This is a genomic window from Rhodococcus sp. USK13 (genome assembly GCF_018343855.1).
Lineage (GTDB): Bacteria > Actinomycetota > Actinomycetes > Mycobacteriales > Mycobacteriaceae > Rhodococcus_F > Rhodococcus_F oxybenzonivorans.
In genome coordinates this window covers 4,814,687-4,831,991 of the sequence record NZ_CP069242.1, presented here as the reverse complement: position 1 = coordinate 4,831,991, position 17,305 = coordinate 4,814,687, and the positions used below count along the sequence as shown (strand labels likewise).

General features: G+C 64.8%; 15 protein-coding genes and 1 tRNA gene. 8 read left to right on the top strand and 8 right to left on the bottom strand.

Annotation, left to right across the window (positions count from 1 at the left end):
- Nucleotides 1-9: 9 nt before the first annotated feature.
- From pyk to JQT59_RS24635, 4 genes are all read left to right on the top strand, one after another.
- Nucleotides 10-1,428: a pyruvate kinase gene (gene pyk, locus JQT59_RS24650; protein WP_213572356.1), complete on the top strand. Its 1,419-nt coding sequence runs from the start codon at nt 10-12 to the stop codon at nt 1,426-1,428.
- Nucleotides 1,429-2,307 (top strand): acyl-CoA thioesterase, encoded by an 879-nt coding sequence (locus JQT59_RS24645; protein ID WP_159921841.1) that lies wholly within the window; start codon nt 1,429-1,431, stop codon nt 2,305-2,307.
- A gap of 52 nt (nt 2,308-2,359) precedes the next feature.
- Nucleotides 2,360-2,644 carry a hypothetical protein gene (locus JQT59_RS24640; protein ID WP_213572355.1) on the top strand — a complete coding sequence of 95 codons (285 nt, stop codon included), beginning with the start codon at nt 2,360-2,362 and terminating at the stop codon, nt 2,642-2,644.
- A 116-nt stretch (nt 2,645-2,760) separates the two neighbouring features.
- Nucleotides 2,761-4,548, top strand: coding sequence for an ABC transporter ATP-binding protein/permease (locus JQT59_RS24635; protein ID WP_213572354.1), 1,788 nt, complete (start codon nt 2,761-2,763; stop codon nt 4,546-4,548).
- Between the two features lie 67 nt (nt 4,549-4,615).
- On the opposite strand, the gene JQT59_RS24630 is transcribed toward JQT59_RS24635, so the two are convergent.
- A complete protein-coding gene (locus JQT59_RS24630; protein WP_159921845.1) occupies nt 4,616-5,119 on the bottom strand; it encodes an SRPBCC family protein in 504 nt (167 codons plus the stop codon).
- A 148-nt stretch (nt 5,120-5,267) separates the two neighbouring features.
- Between JQT59_RS24630 and JQT59_RS24625 the strand changes: the two genes are divergently transcribed.
- A complete protein-coding gene (locus JQT59_RS24625) occupies nt 5,268-6,080 on the top strand; it encodes a DUF427 domain-containing protein (protein WP_213572353.1) in 813 nt (270 codons plus the stop codon).
- Nucleotides 6,081-6,197: 117 nt separating this feature from the next.
- Here JQT59_RS24625 and JQT59_RS24620 read toward each other — a convergent pair.
- Nucleotides 6,198-6,271 (bottom strand) — tRNA-Leu (locus tag JQT59_RS24620).
- A 101-nt stretch (nt 6,272-6,372) separates the two neighbouring features.
- Between JQT59_RS24620 and JQT59_RS24615 the strand changes: the two genes are divergently transcribed.
- Together JQT59_RS24615 and JQT59_RS24610 are read left to right on the top strand one after the other, a co-directional pair.
- Nucleotides 6,373-6,999 (top strand): ANTAR domain-containing response regulator, encoded by a 627-nt coding sequence (locus JQT59_RS24615; RefSeq protein ID WP_213572352.1) that lies wholly within the window; start codon nt 6,373-6,375, stop codon nt 6,997-6,999.
- A gap of 159 nt (nt 7,000-7,158) precedes the next feature.
- Complete coding sequence (locus JQT59_RS24610; RefSeq protein ID WP_109329397.1) at nt 7,159-8,484, top strand: ABC transporter substrate-binding protein; 1,326 nt, start codon at nt 7,159-7,161, stop codon at nt 8,482-8,484.
- Between the two features lie 77 nt (nt 8,485-8,561).
- Here the strand turns inward: JQT59_RS24610 and JQT59_RS24605 are convergent, their stop codons facing one another.
- Genes JQT59_RS24605 through JQT59_RS24590 form a run of 4 tightly spaced genes read right to left on the bottom strand, consistent with a single transcriptional unit; the run spans nt 8,562 to nt 12,729 of the window.
- Nucleotides 8,562-9,356 carry an ABC transporter ATP-binding protein gene (locus JQT59_RS24605; protein WP_213572351.1) on the bottom strand — a complete coding sequence of 265 codons (795 nt, stop codon included), beginning with the start codon at nt 9,354-9,356 and terminating at the stop codon, nt 8,562-8,564.
- Nucleotides 9,353-10,372: an ABC transporter ATP-binding protein gene (locus JQT59_RS24600; RefSeq protein ID WP_213572350.1), complete on the bottom strand. Its 1,020-nt coding sequence runs from the start codon at nt 10,370-10,372 to the stop codon at nt 9,353-9,355. Before JQT59_RS24600 ends, JQT59_RS24605 begins: the two co-directional genes overlap by 4 nt.
- Nucleotides 10,365-11,354 (bottom strand): branched-chain amino acid ABC transporter permease, encoded by a 990-nt coding sequence (locus tag JQT59_RS24595; protein ID WP_159921853.1) that lies wholly within the window; start codon nt 11,352-11,354, stop codon nt 10,365-10,367. The genes JQT59_RS24600 and JQT59_RS24595 overlap by 8 nt, the downstream gene beginning before the upstream one ends.
- Nucleotides 11,355-11,358: 4 nt before the next feature.
- The gene (locus JQT59_RS24590) at nt 11,359-12,729 is read right to left on the bottom strand and encodes a branched-chain amino acid ABC transporter permease (protein WP_249353816.1); all 1,371 of its coding nucleotides are present in this window, start codon (nt 12,727-12,729) and stop codon (nt 11,359-11,361) included.
- A gap of 226 nt (nt 12,730-12,955) precedes the next feature.
- Here JQT59_RS24590 and polA point away from each other — a divergent pair, with 226 nt between their 5' ends.
- Entirely contained in the window at nt 12,956-15,700 is a 2,745-nt protein-coding gene (gene polA / locus JQT59_RS24585; RefSeq protein WP_201453565.1) for a DNA polymerase I, read from the top strand.
- Nucleotides 15,701-15,810: 110 nt separating this feature from the next.
- On the opposite strand, the gene trxA is transcribed toward polA, so the two are convergent.
- Together trxA and JQT59_RS24575 are read right to left on the bottom strand one after the other, a co-directional pair.
- Entirely contained in the window at nt 15,811-16,179 is a 369-nt protein-coding gene (gene trxA / locus JQT59_RS24580; protein ID WP_109329403.1) for a thioredoxin, read from the bottom strand.
- Between the two features lie 74 nt (nt 16,180-16,253).
- Complete coding sequence (locus JQT59_RS24575) at nt 16,254-17,252, bottom strand: helix-turn-helix domain-containing protein (RefSeq protein ID WP_213572348.1); 999 nt, start codon at nt 17,250-17,252, stop codon at nt 16,254-16,256.
- Nucleotides 17,253-17,305: the final 53 nt, after the last annotated feature.

The window sequence follows — 17,305 nt, the reverse complement described above, 5'->3', positions numbered from 1 at the left end:
CTTCAGGCCGTGAACCGACGGACGAAGATCGTATGCACTCTTGGACCTGCTACCGCCACCGGTGACCGTATTCGCGAACTCGTCGAAAGCGGTATGGATGTGGCCCGGCTGAACTTCAGCCACGGGGAACACTCCGACCACGAGGAAAATTACAACCGCGTCCGAGCCGCATCGGATGCGACGGGAAAGGCGGTCGGAGTCCTCGCCGACCTCCAGGGGCCCAAGATTCGGCTCGGCCGGTTCGCCGAAGAGCGCACCACCTGGGCCAACGGTGAGCTCGTCCGGATCACCGTGGACGAGGTCGTCGGCACGCACGACCGGGTGTCGACCACGTACAAGCAGCTCGCGGAGGACGCAAAGGCGGGTGACCGGCTGCTCGTCGACGACGGCAAGGTCGGCCTCGTCGTTACCGGCGTCGAGGGCAACGACGTGGTGTGTCGTGTCACCGAGGGTGGCCCGGTCAGCAACAACAAGGGTGTATCCCTGCCGGGGATGAACGTGTCGGTGCCCGCGCTGTCGGAGAAGGACATCGCCGACCTCGAGTTCGCGCTGAACCTCGGTGTCGATTTCATCGCCCTCTCGTTCGTGCGTTCACCTGCCGACGTGGAGTTGGTGCACGCGGTCATGGATCGCGTCGGTCGCCGCATCCCGGTCATCGCGAAGCTCGAGAAGCCGGAGGCCATCGACAACCTCGAGGCCGTCGTCCTCGCGTTCGACGCGGTCATGGTCGCGCGTGGTGACCTGGGCGTGGAACTCCCGCTCGAGCAGGTCCCGCTCGTGCAGAAGCGGGCCATCCAGATCGCCCGCGAGAACGCGAAGCCGGTCATCGTTGCCACGCAGATGCTCGAGTCGATGATCGAGAACTCGCGCCCCACGCGCGCCGAGGCGTCCGACGTGGCCAACGCGGTTCTCGACGGTGCCGACGCGGTCATGCTCTCCGGGGAAACCTCGGTGGGTAAATACGTGATGGAGACCGTGCGCACCATGGCCCGCATCGTCGAGGCCGTGGAGGGTGAATCGACCCGGGTGCCTCCGCTGACCCACGTTCCGCGCACCAAACGGGGCGTCATCTCCTACGCCGCCCGCGACATCGGTGAGCGACTCGACGCGAAGGCGCTCGTTGCCTTCACCCAGTCCGGCGACACGGTGCGGCGACTCGCTCGCTTGCACACCCCGCTGCCGTTGCTCGCGTTCACTCCGCTCCCGGAGGTGCGCAGCCAGCTCTCGCTGACCTGGGGCACGGAGACGTTCCTCGTCGACCCCGTCGAGAGCACCGACGCGATGGTCCGTCAGGTCGACCACGCACTTCTGGGTCTCGGCCGTTACCAGAAGGGTGAACTGGTCATCATCGTGGCAGGTTCGCCGCCCGGCACCGTAGGATCGACCAACCTGATCCACGTCCACAGAATCGGTGAAGAGGACCACTAGGTGAGCGAAGTCGCGGCGAAGACCGATCTCGAGACTCTTCTCGAACTCCTCGATCTGGAGAAGATCGGGGAGGACACCTATCGAGGTCGGCATCCCGCGCAGGTGGGCAGCCGGACGTTCGGCGGCCAGTTGATCTCGCAGGCTCTGGTCGCCGCCGGCCGCACCGTCTCCGGTGAACGGGCGGTGCACGCGGTCAACGCCCACTTCATTCGCGGTGGTGACGTGAAGGAACCGATCGAGTATCGCGTCGATCGTCACCGCGACGGCCGAGCCTTCGCCAACCGGCAGGTCACCGCCCTGCAAAACGGTCAGGAACTGTTCGTGATGCTTGCGGCGTTCCAGGACTGGGGCCAGGGACTCGAACACGCGGTCGCGGTTCCCGATGTTCCGTTCCCGGAGACACTTCCGCCCCTGGGTGATCATTTTCTCGGTTACGAGGACCGGCTGAAGATGTTCGTCAATGCCCTGAAGCCGATCGACATGCGGTATGCGAACGACCCGTCCTGGATCATGAAGGGTACGGGGGAGAAGCTCACCCACAACCGGGTGTGGATGAGGGCGGACGGCGATCTTCCGGACGATCCGCTGATCCACGTCGCCGTCATGGGTTACTCGTCGGACACCACGGTGCTCGATTCCATCATCACCACGCACGGGTTGTCGTGGGGCCTCGACCGGATCGTGGCGGCCACGGTCAATCATTCGATGTGGTTTCATCGCCCGTTCCGGTTCGACGACTGGGCACTCTATGCCACCGAGTCGCCTGTGGCCGCCGGTTCACGAGGCCTCGCGACCGGGCGCTTCTTCTCGCTCGAAGGCGAACTGCTCGCCACCGTGGTGCAGGAAGGTCTGATTCGTCATTTCCCGCCCAGGAAGTGACGGTTCGGGGCGTATCGTCGATTCCGGATCTCCGACGGAACGGACGTGCACCATGAGCGCAGACGACACCGAGCAGAAGAACACCGGCGAGCAGACCGAGGGCGAAGTGCCCCGTCCCGACGATGAAGCGATGGAGAAGGCCAAGAAGAAGGCCGAAGAAATCGACGCTCGGTACGATCCGGGCGCCCGGGAGACGGTCGTACTCCCCGGCTCCGGAGGCACGGTCTCCGGCACCGCCTTCGACGATTACGTCGACGACGAGGGCAACCTCAAGGAAGAGTATCGAGACCGAGATCCGGACACCGAAGAAAAGCAGGAACCTGCACAAGACGGGTAGCTTTCCGGGCGACGACGGACGTGTCGTTCACGTTTCTCTCGCCGATCACGCCGAACCAGGGTTAGACTTCGCCATCTTTTCTCCTGAGCTTCATCTCGTGATCGGGGACCTGGGTCGTGGACTGGAACAACGTTGTGTGGGACAGCGCGGTATGGCTGTTGAAGGCCTACGTGATGACTGCCGTCGTCTTTGTCGTCGTCATCGTGCTGCTCGCTCGATTCACCAAGTGGGGCAGGCAGTTCTGGCGTTTCGCGGCGGCGTATTTCAATCCGCGGCGTAGTCCCAAGCCGCTGGTGATCCTCGCGGTCCTACTGCTGTTCACGGTGTTCGCCGTGCGGATGAACGTGTTGTTCTCCTATTGGTCCAACGACTTCTACGACTCGATCCAGAACCTCGACGAGACCGCGTTCTGGCACTTTCTGCGGGTGTTCGCGTTCCTCGCGGCCATCCACGTCGTACGCGCCCTGATCGAGTTCCTCATCGGCCAGACCCTCGATATCGATTGGCGTGTCTGGCTCACTCACCACCTCACGGACGACTGGCTCGACAGTCGCGCCTACTACCGCGACCGTTTTCTCGACGACGCGATCGACAACCCCGATCAGCGGATCCAGGCTGACATCACCAATTTCGTGACCACGGCCCGGGTGCTGTCCATGGGCGCGGTCACGGCGGTGCTGTCGATCGTGTCGTTCACCGGAATCCTGTGGGACCTGTCCGGTCCGATGACTATCTTCGGCACCGAGATTCCGCGGGCGATGATCTTCCTCGTCTTCGTCTACGTTCTCGTCACCACGCTGGTGGCGTTCTGGATCGGCAAGCCGCTCATCAGGTTGAACTTTCTCAACGAGAAGCTCAATGCGAACTTCCGCTACGCACTGATCCGGGTCCGTGAGTACGGCGAGAGCATCGCGTTCTATCGCGGCGAGAACGTCGAGCGGCGAACGCTGGCAGGCAGGTTCGCGCACGTCATCCGCAACATGTGGCACATCGTCTTCCGGACTCTCAAATTCAATGGCTGGAACCTCTCGGTGAACCAGACAGCGGTCATCTTCCCCTTCCTGATTCAGGGGCCGCGGCTGTTCAGCGGTCAGGTCTCACTCGGTGACGTCATGCAGACCTCGACGGCGTTCTCACAGGTGCACGACTCACTGTCCTTCTTCCGCGAGTCGTACGACGACTTCGCGAGTTTCCGCGCCACCCTCATCCGACTCACTGGTCTGGCCAACGACAACATGCACTCCGCCGCACTCCCGATCCTGAAGACGGGCAAATCCGGGAACGAACTCGACGTCGACAAGCTCGACGTGCGCACTCCGTCCGGAGCGACGCTCATCGAGGGTCTCGATCTCACCGTCGGTCCCGGTCAGTCGCTGTTGGTGAAGGGTCCGTCCGGTTCCGGCAAGACGACGCTGCTCCGAACCCTCGCCGATCTGTGGCCCTACGCGGACGGCACGGTGTCGCGACCATCCGGGGATGCCATCTTCCTGTCCCAGCGGCCGTATCTGCCGCTCGGTTCGCTCCGGACAGCGCTGGCGTACCCCAGCGAACCGACAGCGGCGGACGGCACTCTCCGTGAGGCGCTGTCGAAGGTATCGCTCGGCAATCTCGGCGACCGACTCGACGAGACAGCCGACTGGACCCGCATCCTGTCCCCGGGGGAGCAGCAGCGGCTGGCTTTCGCGCGGGTCCTGACCGCGCGGCCGGCCGTCATCTTCCTCGACGAGGCCACCTCGGCGATCGACGAAGGGCTCGAGCACACGCTCTACACACTCCTGCGGTCCGAATTGCCGGACAGCATCGTGGTCAGTGTCGGGCACCGCAGCACGCTCGACCAATTCCACTCGCTCGGAGTGGAACTGGAAGGCGAGGGCCGGTGGACCGAAACTTCGCTCGTGGGTTGACCGGTCTCGCCCGGGTGCCGGGTTGAACGGCTCCGCCCGGGTGTCTCGGCGGCACCCGGGCGGACTGTCAGTTGGCCTTGCGGTAGGCCGATGCGAGTTCGTCGGCCCGATCCCACGGTGACCAGTTCACCTCGCGGCCGTCGAGTTGCGCCTCCACCACTTCGAGGCCGGCGTGCCAGCCCGCGGCGTGTGCATAGGCGGAGTCTTCCTCTTCCACCGTGTGCGTGAGCGTCAACCAGCAACCGCCGCTCCCGTCGGGACTCAGCTCCCAATGCAGGGTCTCCGCATCCCACAGATACTCGAGGATGTGGCCCGGGTGCACCGAAATGACCGTGCCGGTGGTCGTGTGGTCTTCGGGTAATCCGAACCGGCGGACCTGCTCCGGGGTTACGCGAAACACCAGTTCCGCGCCGGGGGTGAGGTCGAAGTCGACGTCGGCAGGGAACCAGACTTTCAAATACTGGGGGTCCGTCAGTACCCGCCACACCTTCTCCGGCGAATGCGACAACGCTTGCTGGAATCGAAGAGCTACGCGCCCGTCGTACGTGAAGTTGACGGTGCCGAGATCCATGGGTGACCTCCGTGCTCGAGGGCGGAACCGTGCCACCATGGTACTGGCAGGCACGCGCCGAACCACAGGGTTCCGGCACAACAAAGCCGCCACTACCTGCGGCTCAGTTCTCTTCGCGCGTACGCAGGTCGACAAGGAGGTACAGCGGATGGCCGTCAGAATGATCGACCACTTGATGCAGGCTCGGCAGGAGCTCCGATACCAGCCGACTCCCAAGCGCGTGCGTGCGCGTCTCGGCGGCGCCACGGTCGTCGACACGCGTGACGCCGTGCTGGTGTGGGAGCCACGACGCGTCGTCCCGTCCTATGCGGTGCCGATCTCCGACGTGACGGGCACCCTCGCGGAGGCGTCGGACGATTCCGCCTCGGAGCTGCCGGTATCGCTGGAAGAGGGCGGCCCGCCGGTCATCGACCCGCGGACGGCCTTCGGGTTTCACACGACCGCAGGGACGCCGATGACGGTCACTGCCGGTGCCGCCACCGGGCAGGTGTTCCGGCCCGCCGAACTCGACTCGATGGTCATCCTCGACTTCGACGGCTTCGACTGGCTCGAGGAGGACGAACCGATCTTCGGGCACCCCCACGACCCGTTCTCCCGAATCGATGTGCGGCAGAGTTCGACGTCCATCCGCATCGAACTGGACGGCCGACTCGTCGCAAAGTCGGCCCGCCCGCTGATCCTCTTCGAATTCGTGCTCCCGGCGCGCTATTACCTGCCCCTCGCCGACGTCGTCGCGGCGCTCGAACCGAGTCCGACCTCGACGGTCTGTGCGTACAAAGGCCACGCGTCACATTGGTCGCTCGTGGGAGGCGGTGACAAGGGCGTCGATATCGCGTGGAGTTACGAACAACCGCCGCTCGAACTCGGCCAGATCGCGGGGATGGTGTGCTTCTATCAGGAACGTGTCGACGTCGTCCTCGACGGCAAGGCGCAGATCAGACCCGTGACACCGTGGTCGTAGCCGTCCGCGGCGATACGCAGCCGGCAGGCAGTGGTGCGGACGGTGCGATAGCAGTACATTGCGCGAAGTGCAGGTCAGGGATGACCCTGGCCTGCACTTGATGCGACTGTCCGGCAGTGCCCTCGGTGAGACTCGAACTCACACTGGACGGGTTTTGAATCCGTTTCCTCTGCCAATTGGGATACGAGGGCGTGTTGCGCTGTACCACTGTAGAAGATCGTCGTCGGGAGTCAACCACCGGTACCCTCTAACCGTTCGCTCCCCGGCTTCGGGGTCGTCCGAGCAGAGGAGAATGGTGACCATGAACGCTCCGCAGCCGCAAGGCGTGCCGACCCCGCCGCGACGGGTCGTGGTGGCCGAAGACGAGGCGCTGATCAGGCTGGACCTCGTCGAGATGCTGCGTGAAGAGGGTTACGACGTGGTCGGTGAGGCCGGTGACGGACAGACTGCGGTCGATCTGGCGGTCGAGCTGAAACCCGACCTCGTCATCATGGATGTGAAGATGCCGAGGCGTGACGGCATCGATGCGGCGTCCGAGATCGCCGCGAAACGTATTGCTCCAGTGGTTATTCTCACAGCGTTCAGTCAGCGAGACTTGGTCGAACGGGCCCGTGACGCCGGCGCGATGGCGTATCTGGTCAAACCGTTCTCCGTCGCCGACTTGGTGCCCGCCGTGGAGTTGGCAGCCAGCCGGTTCAAGGAAGTGACCGCACTGGAGCGGGAGATCTCCGACCTGTCCGAACGGCTCGAGACACGCAAGGTCGTCGAGCGCGCCAAGGGCGTGCTGATGGACAAGCAGTCACTCACGGAACCCGAAGCGTTCCGGTGGATTCAGCGGGCAGCGATGGATCGCCGTTCGACCATGAAAGCGGTGGCCCAGGTGGTCCTCGAGACCCTCGGCGGCGAGAAGCCCGAGTAACCCTTTACGGCCGCGTTAACACTGACCGCATCAAGGTCACAGTAAGGTCACGAGCCGTTCGCCGAGGGTCGCGATCGCCGCCGGACAGCTAGCGTCTGATCCCACAGCGGACGCCAACTCGGGTGGCGTCCGTACACAGGTGATCTAAGGAGACTTTGGATGGCTAAACGGACCCTCGTGCGGGCGGCTGCGGTTCTCGGCGCGGCGAGCCTCGCACTCGCAGGTTGCAGTTCGGACAGTGGCGACGAGTCCGCAAGCGGAGGCGACGGTGCCGCCGCCTCGGCCACCACGGTGACCACCGACTGCACCCCCGAAGAGGCGACGGCCGGAACGACACCGTCCACGGCGCCACTGAAGATCGGCACCCTGCTGCCCGACACCGGTAGCCTCTCCTTCCTCGGACCGCCGATGGTGGCGGGCACCCAGCTCGGTGTCAACGACGTCAACGCGGCAGGCGGAGTGCTCGGTCAGCCCGTGCAGTTGATTCCCGGCGACTCGGGCGACACCACCACGGATACGGCCAACTCCACGGTCGACCGCGAATTGGCCGCGGGCACACAGGTGATCGTCGGTGCGGCGTCGTCCTCGGTGTCGCTCAAGGTCATCGACAAGGTGGCCAGCGCGGGTGTCGTGATGTTCTCGCCGGCGAACACGTCCGACCAGTTCGTCTGCTACGCCGACAAGGGGCAGTACTTCCGTACGGCCCCCACGGACGTGTTGCAGGCTCAGGCTGTGTCGCAGCTCATCTCGGACGACGGCGGCCAGCGGGTGTCCGTCCTCGCACTGAACGACCCCTACGGCACCGGGCTCGCCGACAACATCGTGAAGAACCTCGCCGACGCCGGCATTCCGGAAGATCAGATTCAGAAGATCATCTACGACCCCAACGCGCAGTCGTTCAACTCGGAGATCGATCAGGTCAAGGACTTCGCCCCGGATGCTGTGGCAGTAGTGGGATTCGAGGAGTCGGCCAAGATCATCACACGTATGCACGAGGTGGGAATCGGCCCGTCCGACGGCATGAAGGTCTACGGTGTCGACGGCAACATGGGTAATGCGCTGGGGGAGGCCGTGGCGCCGCCGCTGCTCGACGGGATGCAGGGCACCACTCCGCTCACCGACGTCGGTCCCGCGTTCCAGGATCGCCTCAAGGGCATCAACGGTGCGCTGATCGACTTCAACTACGCCGGTGAGTCTTACGACGCCGTCGTGGTCTCCGCGCTGGCTGCGGAGGCGGCGAAGTCGACGGCGGGCCGCGACATCGCCGCCAACATCAACAACGTCACCGAGGGTGGCACGCCGTGCACGTCGTACCAGGAGTGCCTGCCGCTCGTGCAGGCCGGAACGGACATCGACTACAACGGCGTCACCGGCAAACTCGACTTCAGTGATGCGGGCGAACCCTCCATCGGTTCGTACGGAAAGATGAAGTTCGGTGCCGACAACAAGCTGACGACGGACGGATACATCGTCGTGGGGGAGTGATCCTTCCCAGCTGAAACGTTCTGTGTATCAACGAACTGTGGGCCAGGGAAACCTGGCCCACAGTTCGTGTATGCGGACTATTTCTTCTCTCGACTGCCCGCCAGTGTGCCCAGGTACAGTTCGATCACCTTGGGGTCGTGCATGAGGTTGGGTCCCGAGTCGGTGTAGGCGTTGCGGCCCTGGTCCAGAACGTAGCCACGGTCGCAGATCTGGAGGCATCGACGGGCGTTCTGCTCCACCATGATCACCGAGACGCCCGCGGCGTTGATCTTCTTGCAGCGAATGAACACCTCGTCCTGGAACATCGGGGAGAGTCCGGCGGACGGTTCGTCGAGGAGCAGTACGGACGGGTCCATCATCAGCGCCCGGCCCATTGCCACCATCTGCCGTTCACCGCCGGAGAGGGCGCCGGCCTTCACTTTCCTGCGTTCGATCAGCAGCGGGAAAAGATCGCCCACGAAGGCGAATCGCTCGTCGAATGCCTTCGGGCGCAGATACATTCCCATTTCGAGGTTTTCCTCGATGGTGAGCGAAGGAAAGACGTTCTGCGTCTGCGGAACGTAGCCCACACCCTTCTGGACGAGCACGTGCGCGGGCTTGGCCGTGATGTCCTCGCCACGCAGCGTCACCGAGCCCTGCCGGACCGGAATGAGTCCGAACAAGGACTTCAGCAGTGTCGACTTACCGGCGCCGTTGGGGCCGATGATGCCGACGATTTCGCCTTCGCGAAGGAAGAAGTTACATTCGCGCAGAATGTTGACGCCGGGAATGTATCCCGCGACCACACCGTCGGCCCGGACGAGAGCGCCCTCGGCGAGCCGTGCGTGCTCCTCGGGCGTGGCCGCGAATTCCGCTGGGGTCAATTCGGTCATGGGTTCTCACGCCTCAGCTCGGTGATGTCGGGTTCGGAGAGGTCGCCGCCGGTCTCGAGGGTCTGTGCCTCCGCAGTCTCGAGCGCCTCGGCGAGCGCCGCAGTCTCGCCGACGGGGTTTCCTTCCTCGTCGAACTCCAGGGCCTGATCGTGGTGGCTACCCAGATAGGCGTCGACGACGGCGTTGTTCGACGAAAGGTGAGCGGGTGCGGATTCGGCGATGACGCTGCCCTGTGCCATGACCACCACCCAGTCGCTGATGTCGCGGATCACATCCATGTCGTGTTCGACGAAGACGACGGTCATGCCTTCGTCGCGCAGCGATTTGATGTGTCCGAGCAAGCTCTGAGTGAGGGCCGGATTCACGCCCGCCATGGGTTCGTCGAGCATCACCACGGTCGGCTCGGTCATCAGCGCGCGCGCCATTTCCAGCAACTTGCGCTGGCCACCGGACAGCGAGCCGGCGAGGTCGTCGGCCTTGGTGTCGAGCTTGAATCGTGCGAGCAGTTCATTGGCCCGTTCCGTGACGTCCTTCTCCTGCGCCTTCCACATCCACGGCAACAGGCTGGTGAGCATGCGTTCACCGCGCTGGCCGGTGGCGCCGAGACGGACGTTGTCCAGCACAGTCAGCTTCGACAGCGCCTTCGTGAGCTGGAAGGTGCGTACGACCCCTCTGCGCGCCACCTGATGCGGATACATCCGGCCGAGGGACTGGCCGTCCATCGACCAGGTGCCACTGTCGGGCCGATCGAAACCGGTGAGGAGGTTGAACAGGGTGGTCTTGCCCGCACCGTTGGGGCCGATCAGCCCGGTGATGCACCCACGCTGGATCTCGAGGTGCGCCACGTCGACGGCCTTGAGTCCGCCGAAGGTACGGGACACGTTGTCCACCACCAGTATCGGGTCGGGCTTGGGCGCGCCGGGGACCTGGGGCACGTCGGCGAAGATCGCCTGCCGCTCCTCGGTCGTGAGGGTGGTGACGGTCTGCTGATCGTCGGGCAGTCTGTGGTCAGGCATTGAGCTGCACCTCCCGCTTGTTGCCCAGTATGCCCTGAGGACGGAACACCATCAGGACCGCGATCATGATTCCCAGCAGGACGAACCGCATCGCGCCGACCTGCTGTTCCGTCAGCGGCAACAGGGGGTCGGGGCCGGAGATGGCCTGCCGCAAGAGCGCGTCGGGGATGGCGAGCAGGAACCAGAACAGCATCGCGCCGATCACGGGTCCGAATACGGTGGCCGCGCCGCCGAGAATGAGGGCGCCGAATGCGAAGAAGGTCTGGGCGGTGGAATAGAAGTCGGGGTTGATCGACTTGGTCTGCAACGCGTTGAACACGCCGCCGAGCCCGCCGATCATGCCGCCGAGAACGAGCGCCTGCATCTTGTAGACGAAGACGTTCTTGCCGAGCGAACGTGCGGCGTCCTCGTCCTCGCGAACCGCCTTGAGTACGCGACCCCACGGGCTGTGGGTGAGGAGGTACACGAACCCGCAGAGGACCAGCACGAGGGTCCACCCGACCACCATGGACCACAGGTCGTCGCCGTAGAACTTCACGCCGAGGAAGTTGTACTGCTTACCGGAGTCGAAAGGGCTCAGCGAGGTGAACGGGTCGGCGAAGCCGAACAGCCCGTTGGTCGAGCCGGTGATGGAATCGGATGCGGTGGAACGGAAGATCAGCCGCAGGATCTCGGACGCCGCGATGGTGACGATGGCGAGATAGTCGGCCCGCAACCGCAGTGTCGGAATACCGAGAACGAGAGCGAGGAGGCCGGCGGCGGCGAGACCGACCAGGATGCCGAGCCAGAGCGGTTGCTCGTAGGTGACGGTCATGATGCCCACGCCGTATCCGCCGAGAAGTGCGAAACCGATCTGGCCGAAGTTGAGTAGACCGGCGTAGCCGAAGTGGAGGTTGAGACCGATTGCCAGCAACGCGTAGAAGATTGCCGAGGGGCCTATCAGCTGGGCGAGTGAGACCTGGAGTGCTCCGGGAATGTCCATACGATCACCCGATCCTTTGGCGGCTGCCGAGAATGCCCTGAGGCCGGACGACGAGGATGACGACCAAGATGAGCAGTCCTCCGATGTACTTGAGGTCGGGGTTGATCACCAGGGTCGACAGCTGTACCAGCATGCCGACGATCACGCAGCCGAGCAGTGCGCCGTAGGCGGTGCCGAGTCCGCCGAGGGTGATACCTGCGAACATGAGCAACAGGAGTTTGAAACCCATCTCCCACTGCACGCGGCCACCGAGTTCCGAGATGCCGAACAGGACGCCACCGAGCGCGGCGAGTCCGCCGCCGAGCCCCCAGACGAACCGGATGACTCGTTCGACGTCGATGCCGGACGATGCAGCGAGGTCGCGGTTGTCGGCGACGGCACGCATGGCCTTGCCGATGCGGGTCTTCTGCAGCAGGAGGGCAACGCCGACCAGGACGACGAGGCTGATTCCGATGGACACGAGGTTGGCGTCGGTGATGGCGATCGGACCCCAATGCCTCTCCACCTGGGCTTGGTAGTCGACGAAAGGTTCGGCGCGGTCGGAAAAGAAGATGAGGATCAGGTACCGCAGGGCGATCGCGAGGCCGATCGACACCACGAGCTGGGGGATCAGTCCGGTCTTGCGCTTCCGAAGGGGTCGCCAGATCCCGGCGTCGTTGGCGACGCCGATCAGGATACCGACGATGATCGCCAGGATCGTGGCCGGGATCAGCTGCACCCCGAACGACACGTTGATGACCCAGGCGGCGACGGCGCCGAGCGTGACGAGTTCACCGTGCGCGAAGTTGGTCAGGCCGGTGGTGCCGTAGATCAGGCTCAGCCCGACCCCGGCGATGGCGATCACGAGGCCGAACCTCAGGCCGTCGATGAGCTGGCGGATCAGCTTCTCGTAGAACGGAACCGCCGAACCTGTCCGGGCCTCACCGAAGGAGAAGATGACCGTGTTCGCGCGGCCGGCCACCACCTGACGATCCACGGTTCCCTGCACGCTGACGCCCTCGGGGAGCGACTCGGCGACGATCTCGAAGGTGTACTTGCCCGGCGCGACCCGGAGTTCCCAACGCCCGGTTTCCGCGGACTCCGTCGAGGCGACCTCTGTTCCGTCGGCGTCCAGCGCCCGCACCGTCACACCCGCGAGCCGCTCTCCGGCGTTGTTGAGATTGCCGCTGACCGGAACGGCATTCTCCGGGGGCGCAGGTTGGCCGGTGGCAGGCGGCGGCGCCGGTGTCGGGGTGGGTTGCTGTGCTGCCGCGGAACCGCCGAACGCGATCGCCGCGACGAACCCGAGCAGGAGGAGGACGAACGCACGGCGCAGTTGCCGGGTGACCGGCCCCCGTCTCGTGCGTTCCCTCACGGACATCGGTCGCGCACTCACTGCTGGGAGTCGCTTCCTCACGGTTGGGGCCACGCAGGTCCTCCGAGGACGTGTAGTTCGGTCAGGTCGTGCAGCGTCGGGCCCGTCTTTCAGCCCGGGCTGCGATTTCCGGACTCTAACGGGTCGAGTCGCGCGAAATCGGGTTCTACGATTTCCGGCGCGTTTCGGTTGAGTTTCGAACCGTCCGGCTGATCGGTGTCGGATCCGCTCCCTAGACTGGGCAACCGTGAGCCCCGCAACCACACCCCGGTCCACCACGTCCCTCGCGTCCGTCACGGCCGCGCCGGACGAGACTCGCCCTACCCTGATGCTGCTCGACGGCCATTCGCTGGCCTTCCGTGCGTTCTACGCCCTGCCCGCCGAGAACTTCAAGACTCACAGCGGGCAGGTCACCAACGCCGTCTACGGGTTCACGTCGATGCTGATCAATCTGCTGCGGGACGAACAGCCCACGCATGTCGGCGCCGCCTTCGATGTGTCGCGGCAGACGTTCCGGGCCGAGAAGTTCCCCGACTACAAAGCGAACCGCAGCAAGGCTCCCGACGAGTTCAAGGGGCAGGTCGAGATCACCAAAGACGTCCTGGGTGCTCTCGGTATCCCGGTGATGGCCGAGGAGGGGTTCGAGGCAGACGACATCATCGCCACGCTCACCACCCAGGCCGAGGCGCTCGGTTACCGCGTCCTCGTGGTGACCGGTGACCGTGATTCGCTCCAGTTGGTCAGCGACGGGGTCACGGTGCTGTACCCGAAGAAGGGTGTGTCGGATCTGACCCGGTTCACCCCGGCCGCGGTGGAGGAGAAGTACGGGCTCACTCCGGCGCAGTACCCCGACTTCGCTGCCCTCCGCGGCGACCCGAGTGACAATCTGCCGGGTATCCCCGGAGTAGGCGAGAAGACCGCCACCAAGTGGATCCGCGAGTACGGGGATCTGGTGGGCCTCGTCGACAACGTCGATCAGGTGCGCGGCAAGGTCGGTGACGCGCTGCGCGCCAACCTTCCCAACGTCCTGCTCAACCGGGAACTCACCGAGATGGTGCGGGACGTGCCCCTGCCGTACACCCCGGACCAGCTGATTCTGGCCCAATGGGACCGCGAGAAGATTCACGCGCTGTTCGACGACCTCGAGTTCAAGGTCCTGCGGGATCGGCTGTTCGCCACGCTGGCGCCGGTGGAAGCAGAAGCAGAGGAGGGCTTCGAGGTCCGCGGCGGTGCGCTCGAACCGGGTGCCGTCGCAGACTGGCTGGCGGCCCACGCGTCGAGCGGTGCGCGCTCCGGTGTGTCCGTCGTCGGCACCCGCACCCCGTACGGCGGTGACGTGACAGCCATCGCGATCGCCGCAGCAGACGGGGAAGGTGCCTACATCACCACGGTCGGTGCTACGCCGGAGGACGAAAAGGCACTCGGCTCCTGGCTCGCCGACGCGGAGCAGCCGAAAGCTCTGCACGAAGCGAAATGGGCAATGCATGCTCTGCGCGGACGCGGCTGGGTACTCGGCGGGCTCACCAGCGACACCGCCCTGGCGGCCTACCTGGTCCGCCCGGGTCAACGCACCTTCAACCTGGACGACCTGTCTCTGCGGTACCTGCGCCGGGAACTGCGCGTGGAAGAGACCGGGCAGGAGCAGCTCTCACTGCTCGACGACGCCGACCAGGTAGATGCCGAGGCCGCGGAAGCGGAAATTCTCAGTGCCAGGGCCGTACTCGATCTGGCGGCGGCACTCGACACCGAACTCGCAGACATCGAATCGACCGCCCTGCTGTCCGAGATGGAACTGCCGCTGCTCGAAGTACTGGCAAATATCGAAGCCGCGGGCATCGCCGTCGATTGCGAGCACCTCAACGACCTGCAGAGCCGCTTCGCGGCCGAGGTGTCGCAGGCGGCGGAGGCGGCCTACGGCGTCATCGGCAAGCAGATCAATCTCGGATCGCCGAAGCAGCTGCAGGTTGTGCTGTTCGACGAACTGGAGATGCCGAAAACGAAAAAGACCAAGACGGGATACACCACCGACGCCGAGGCGCTGCAGAGCCTTTTCGAGAAGACGTCGCATCCCTTCCTCGAACATCTGCTGGCTCACCGCGACGCCACCCGGCTGAAGGTCACGGTCGACGGGCTGCTCAAAACGGTGGCCGAGGACGGGCGCATCCACACCACCTTCAACCAGACGGTGGCGGCCACCGGCCGATTGTCGTCCACCGAGCCGAACCTGCAGAACATCCCCGTACGCAACGACGCCGGCCGACAGATCCGGGACGGGTTCGTGGTCGGTGAGGGGTTCGACACGCTGCTCACGGCCGACTACAGCCAGATCGAAATGCGCATCATGGCCCACGTCTCCGGCGACGAGGGACTGATCGAGGCTTTCAACACGGGGGAGGACCTACACAGCTTCGTCGGGGCACGGGCCTTCGGCGTGCCCATCGAGGAGGTCACCCCCGAGCTGCGCAGACGCGTCAAGGCGATGTCGTACGGCTTGGCATACGGGCTGAGCGCTTTCGGCCTCGCCGCTCAGCTCAAGATTTCGACCGAAGAGGCGAAGTCGCAGATGGAGGCATATTTCGCACGATTCGGCGGGGTCCGCGACTACCTGCACGCGGTAGTCGAGCAGGCACGCAAGGACGGGTTCACGTCGACGCTGTACGGCCGTCGCCGCTACCTTCCCGACCTCACCAGCGACAACCGTCAACGGCGTGAGGTGGCGGAGCGGGCGGCGCTCAACGCCCCGATTCAGGGCACCGCAGCCGACATCATCAAGGTCGCGATGATCAATGTGCAGCGTTCACTGCGCGAGGCGGGACTGAAGTCGCGGATGCTGTTGCAAGTCCACGACGAACTGGTACTCGAGGTGGTCGAGACGGAGCGGGAGCAGGTCGAGCAGCTGGTCCGCGACAACATGTCTTCGGCCATCGAGCTCTCGGTGCCGCTCGACGTGTCGGTCGGCACCGGACGCAGCTGGGACGCCGCCGCCCACTGAGCTGAGCCTCACAGAGATTCGGAGCTGAGCCTCACAGAGATTCGGTGCTGAGCCTCACAGAGATTCGGTGCTGAGCCTCAGAGGGATTCGGGGCGACGACGTCCTTCGCGTTATTCGGCCGGCGTCTGCTCGGCGATCTGCTTGCGTACCTCGTCCATGTCGAGGGCCTTGACCTGCGTCACCAGATCTTCGAGCGCCGCCGGGGGGAGAGCTCCCGGCTGGTTGAAGACGAGAACGCCTTCCCGGAACGCCATGATGGTCGGGATCGAGCGGATGTTCGCTGCCGCCGCGATTCCCTGTTCGGCCTCGGTGTCGACCTTCGCGTGCACCACGTCCGGGTGTTGCTCCGAGGACTTCTCGAAGGTGGGCGCGAAGCTGCGGCACGGGCCGCACCAGGACGCCCAGAAGTCGACGAGGACCACATCGTTGCCGGTCACGGTCTCGTCGAAATTCTGTTGAGTCAGGGTCTTGGTGGCCACGAGGGTCCTTTCGTTCGGGAACGGTCGTGCCAGTACAACGCGGGAGTGTCGCCGATTCTTCCCCCGCAACCGCCTCAGCCGACGCGCTCGGTGTTCCGGAAGGTGCGCCGGTACGCCTGTGGGGTGGTGTGCCGTAGGCGGAGGAAGTGCTGACGCAGCACAGCCCCTCCGCCGAAGCCGACCCGTTCGGCGATGACGTCAACCGACAGATCGGAATTCTCGAGGAGCTGTTGTGCGGCCAGCACGCGCTGATCGCTGAGCCACCGCGCCGGGGTGGTGCCGGTCTCGGCCTGGAATCGCCGCGCGAACGTACGCGGCGACATATTGGCCTTCGCCGCGACGGCCGTCACCGAGAGGTCGAGGGCGAGGTGTTCGGTCATCCAGTCCAGCACCGGCCCGAGGGTGTCGATCGACGTCGACGGCAACGGCATCGCGACGTACTGGGCCTGGCCGCCGTCGCGGTGCGGCGGGACCACCATGCGGCGGGCGATACCGTTGGCCACCCTGCTGCCCTGTTCCTTGCGCACGATGTGCAGGCACAGATCGATGCCGGCCGCGGTGCCCGCGCTCGTCAGCACGGGGTCGTCGTCGACGTAGAGGACATTGGGATCGACGGTGGCGCCGGGATGCAGTGCGGCGAGCCGCTGGGCGTGCCGCCAGTGGGTGGTGCAGCGGCGGCCGTCGAGAAGTCCCGCGGCGCCGAGAACGAAAGCGCCGTTACACAGACTCGCGACCTTCGCTCCGCGCTCGACGGCGGCACGAAGTTTGTCCAGCAACGGGTCCATGCACGGGTCGGGATCCTTCGCGCAGACGTACGACCCGTCCGCTTCCGCGTAGGTTCCGCCCGCCGGGACGACGATGAGGTCTGCGTCGTCGAGCCGGTCGAGGTCGTACGGGACGTCGATGCCGTAGCCGAATCGTGTGCGGATCGGTTGGGAGACGCCGGCGACGAGTGAGAAGTCGTAGGTGGGAAGTCCGTCGTCGGATCTGTCGAATCCGAACACCTCGCAGGCGACGCCGAGTTCGAAGGCTTCGGTAAGCGGCATCAGCGGTACTACGACCTTTTTCAACACCGCACCAGTATGGCAGAAATAAGTCGAACTATGACGTTTCTGCCACTATTTCT

Excerpts from the sequence above, each read along its gene's own strand:
- JQT59_RS24640 (WP_213572355.1), top strand. The coding sequence starts at position 2,360 with ATGAGCGCAGACGACACCGAGCAGAAGAACACCGGCGAGCAGACCGAG.
- JQT59_RS24630 (WP_159921845.1), bottom strand. The coding sequence starts at position 5,119 with ATGGATCTCGGCACCGTCAACTTCACGTACGACGGGCGCGTAGCTCTT.
- JQT59_RS24625 (WP_213572353.1), top strand. The coding sequence starts at position 5,268 with ATGGCCGTCAGAATGATCGACCACTTGATGCAGGCTCGGCAGGAGCTC.
- JQT59_RS24615 (WP_213572352.1), top strand. The coding sequence starts at position 6,373 with ATGGTGACCATGAACGCTCCGCAGCCGCAAGGCGTGCCGACCCCGCCG.
- JQT59_RS24610 (WP_109329397.1), top strand. The coding sequence starts at position 7,159 with ATGGCTAAACGGACCCTCGTGCGGGCGGCTGCGGTTCTCGGCGCGGCG.
- JQT59_RS24605 (WP_213572351.1), bottom strand. The coding sequence starts at position 9,356 with ATGACCGAATTGACCCCAGCGGAATTCGCGGCCACGCCCGAGGAGCAC.
- JQT59_RS24600 (WP_213572350.1), bottom strand. The coding sequence starts at position 10,372 with ATGCCTGACCACAGACTGCCCGACGATCAGCAGACCGTCACCACCCTC.
- JQT59_RS24595 (WP_159921853.1), bottom strand. The coding sequence starts at position 11,354 with ATGGACATTCCCGGAGCACTCCAGGTCTCACTCGCCCAGCTGATAGGC.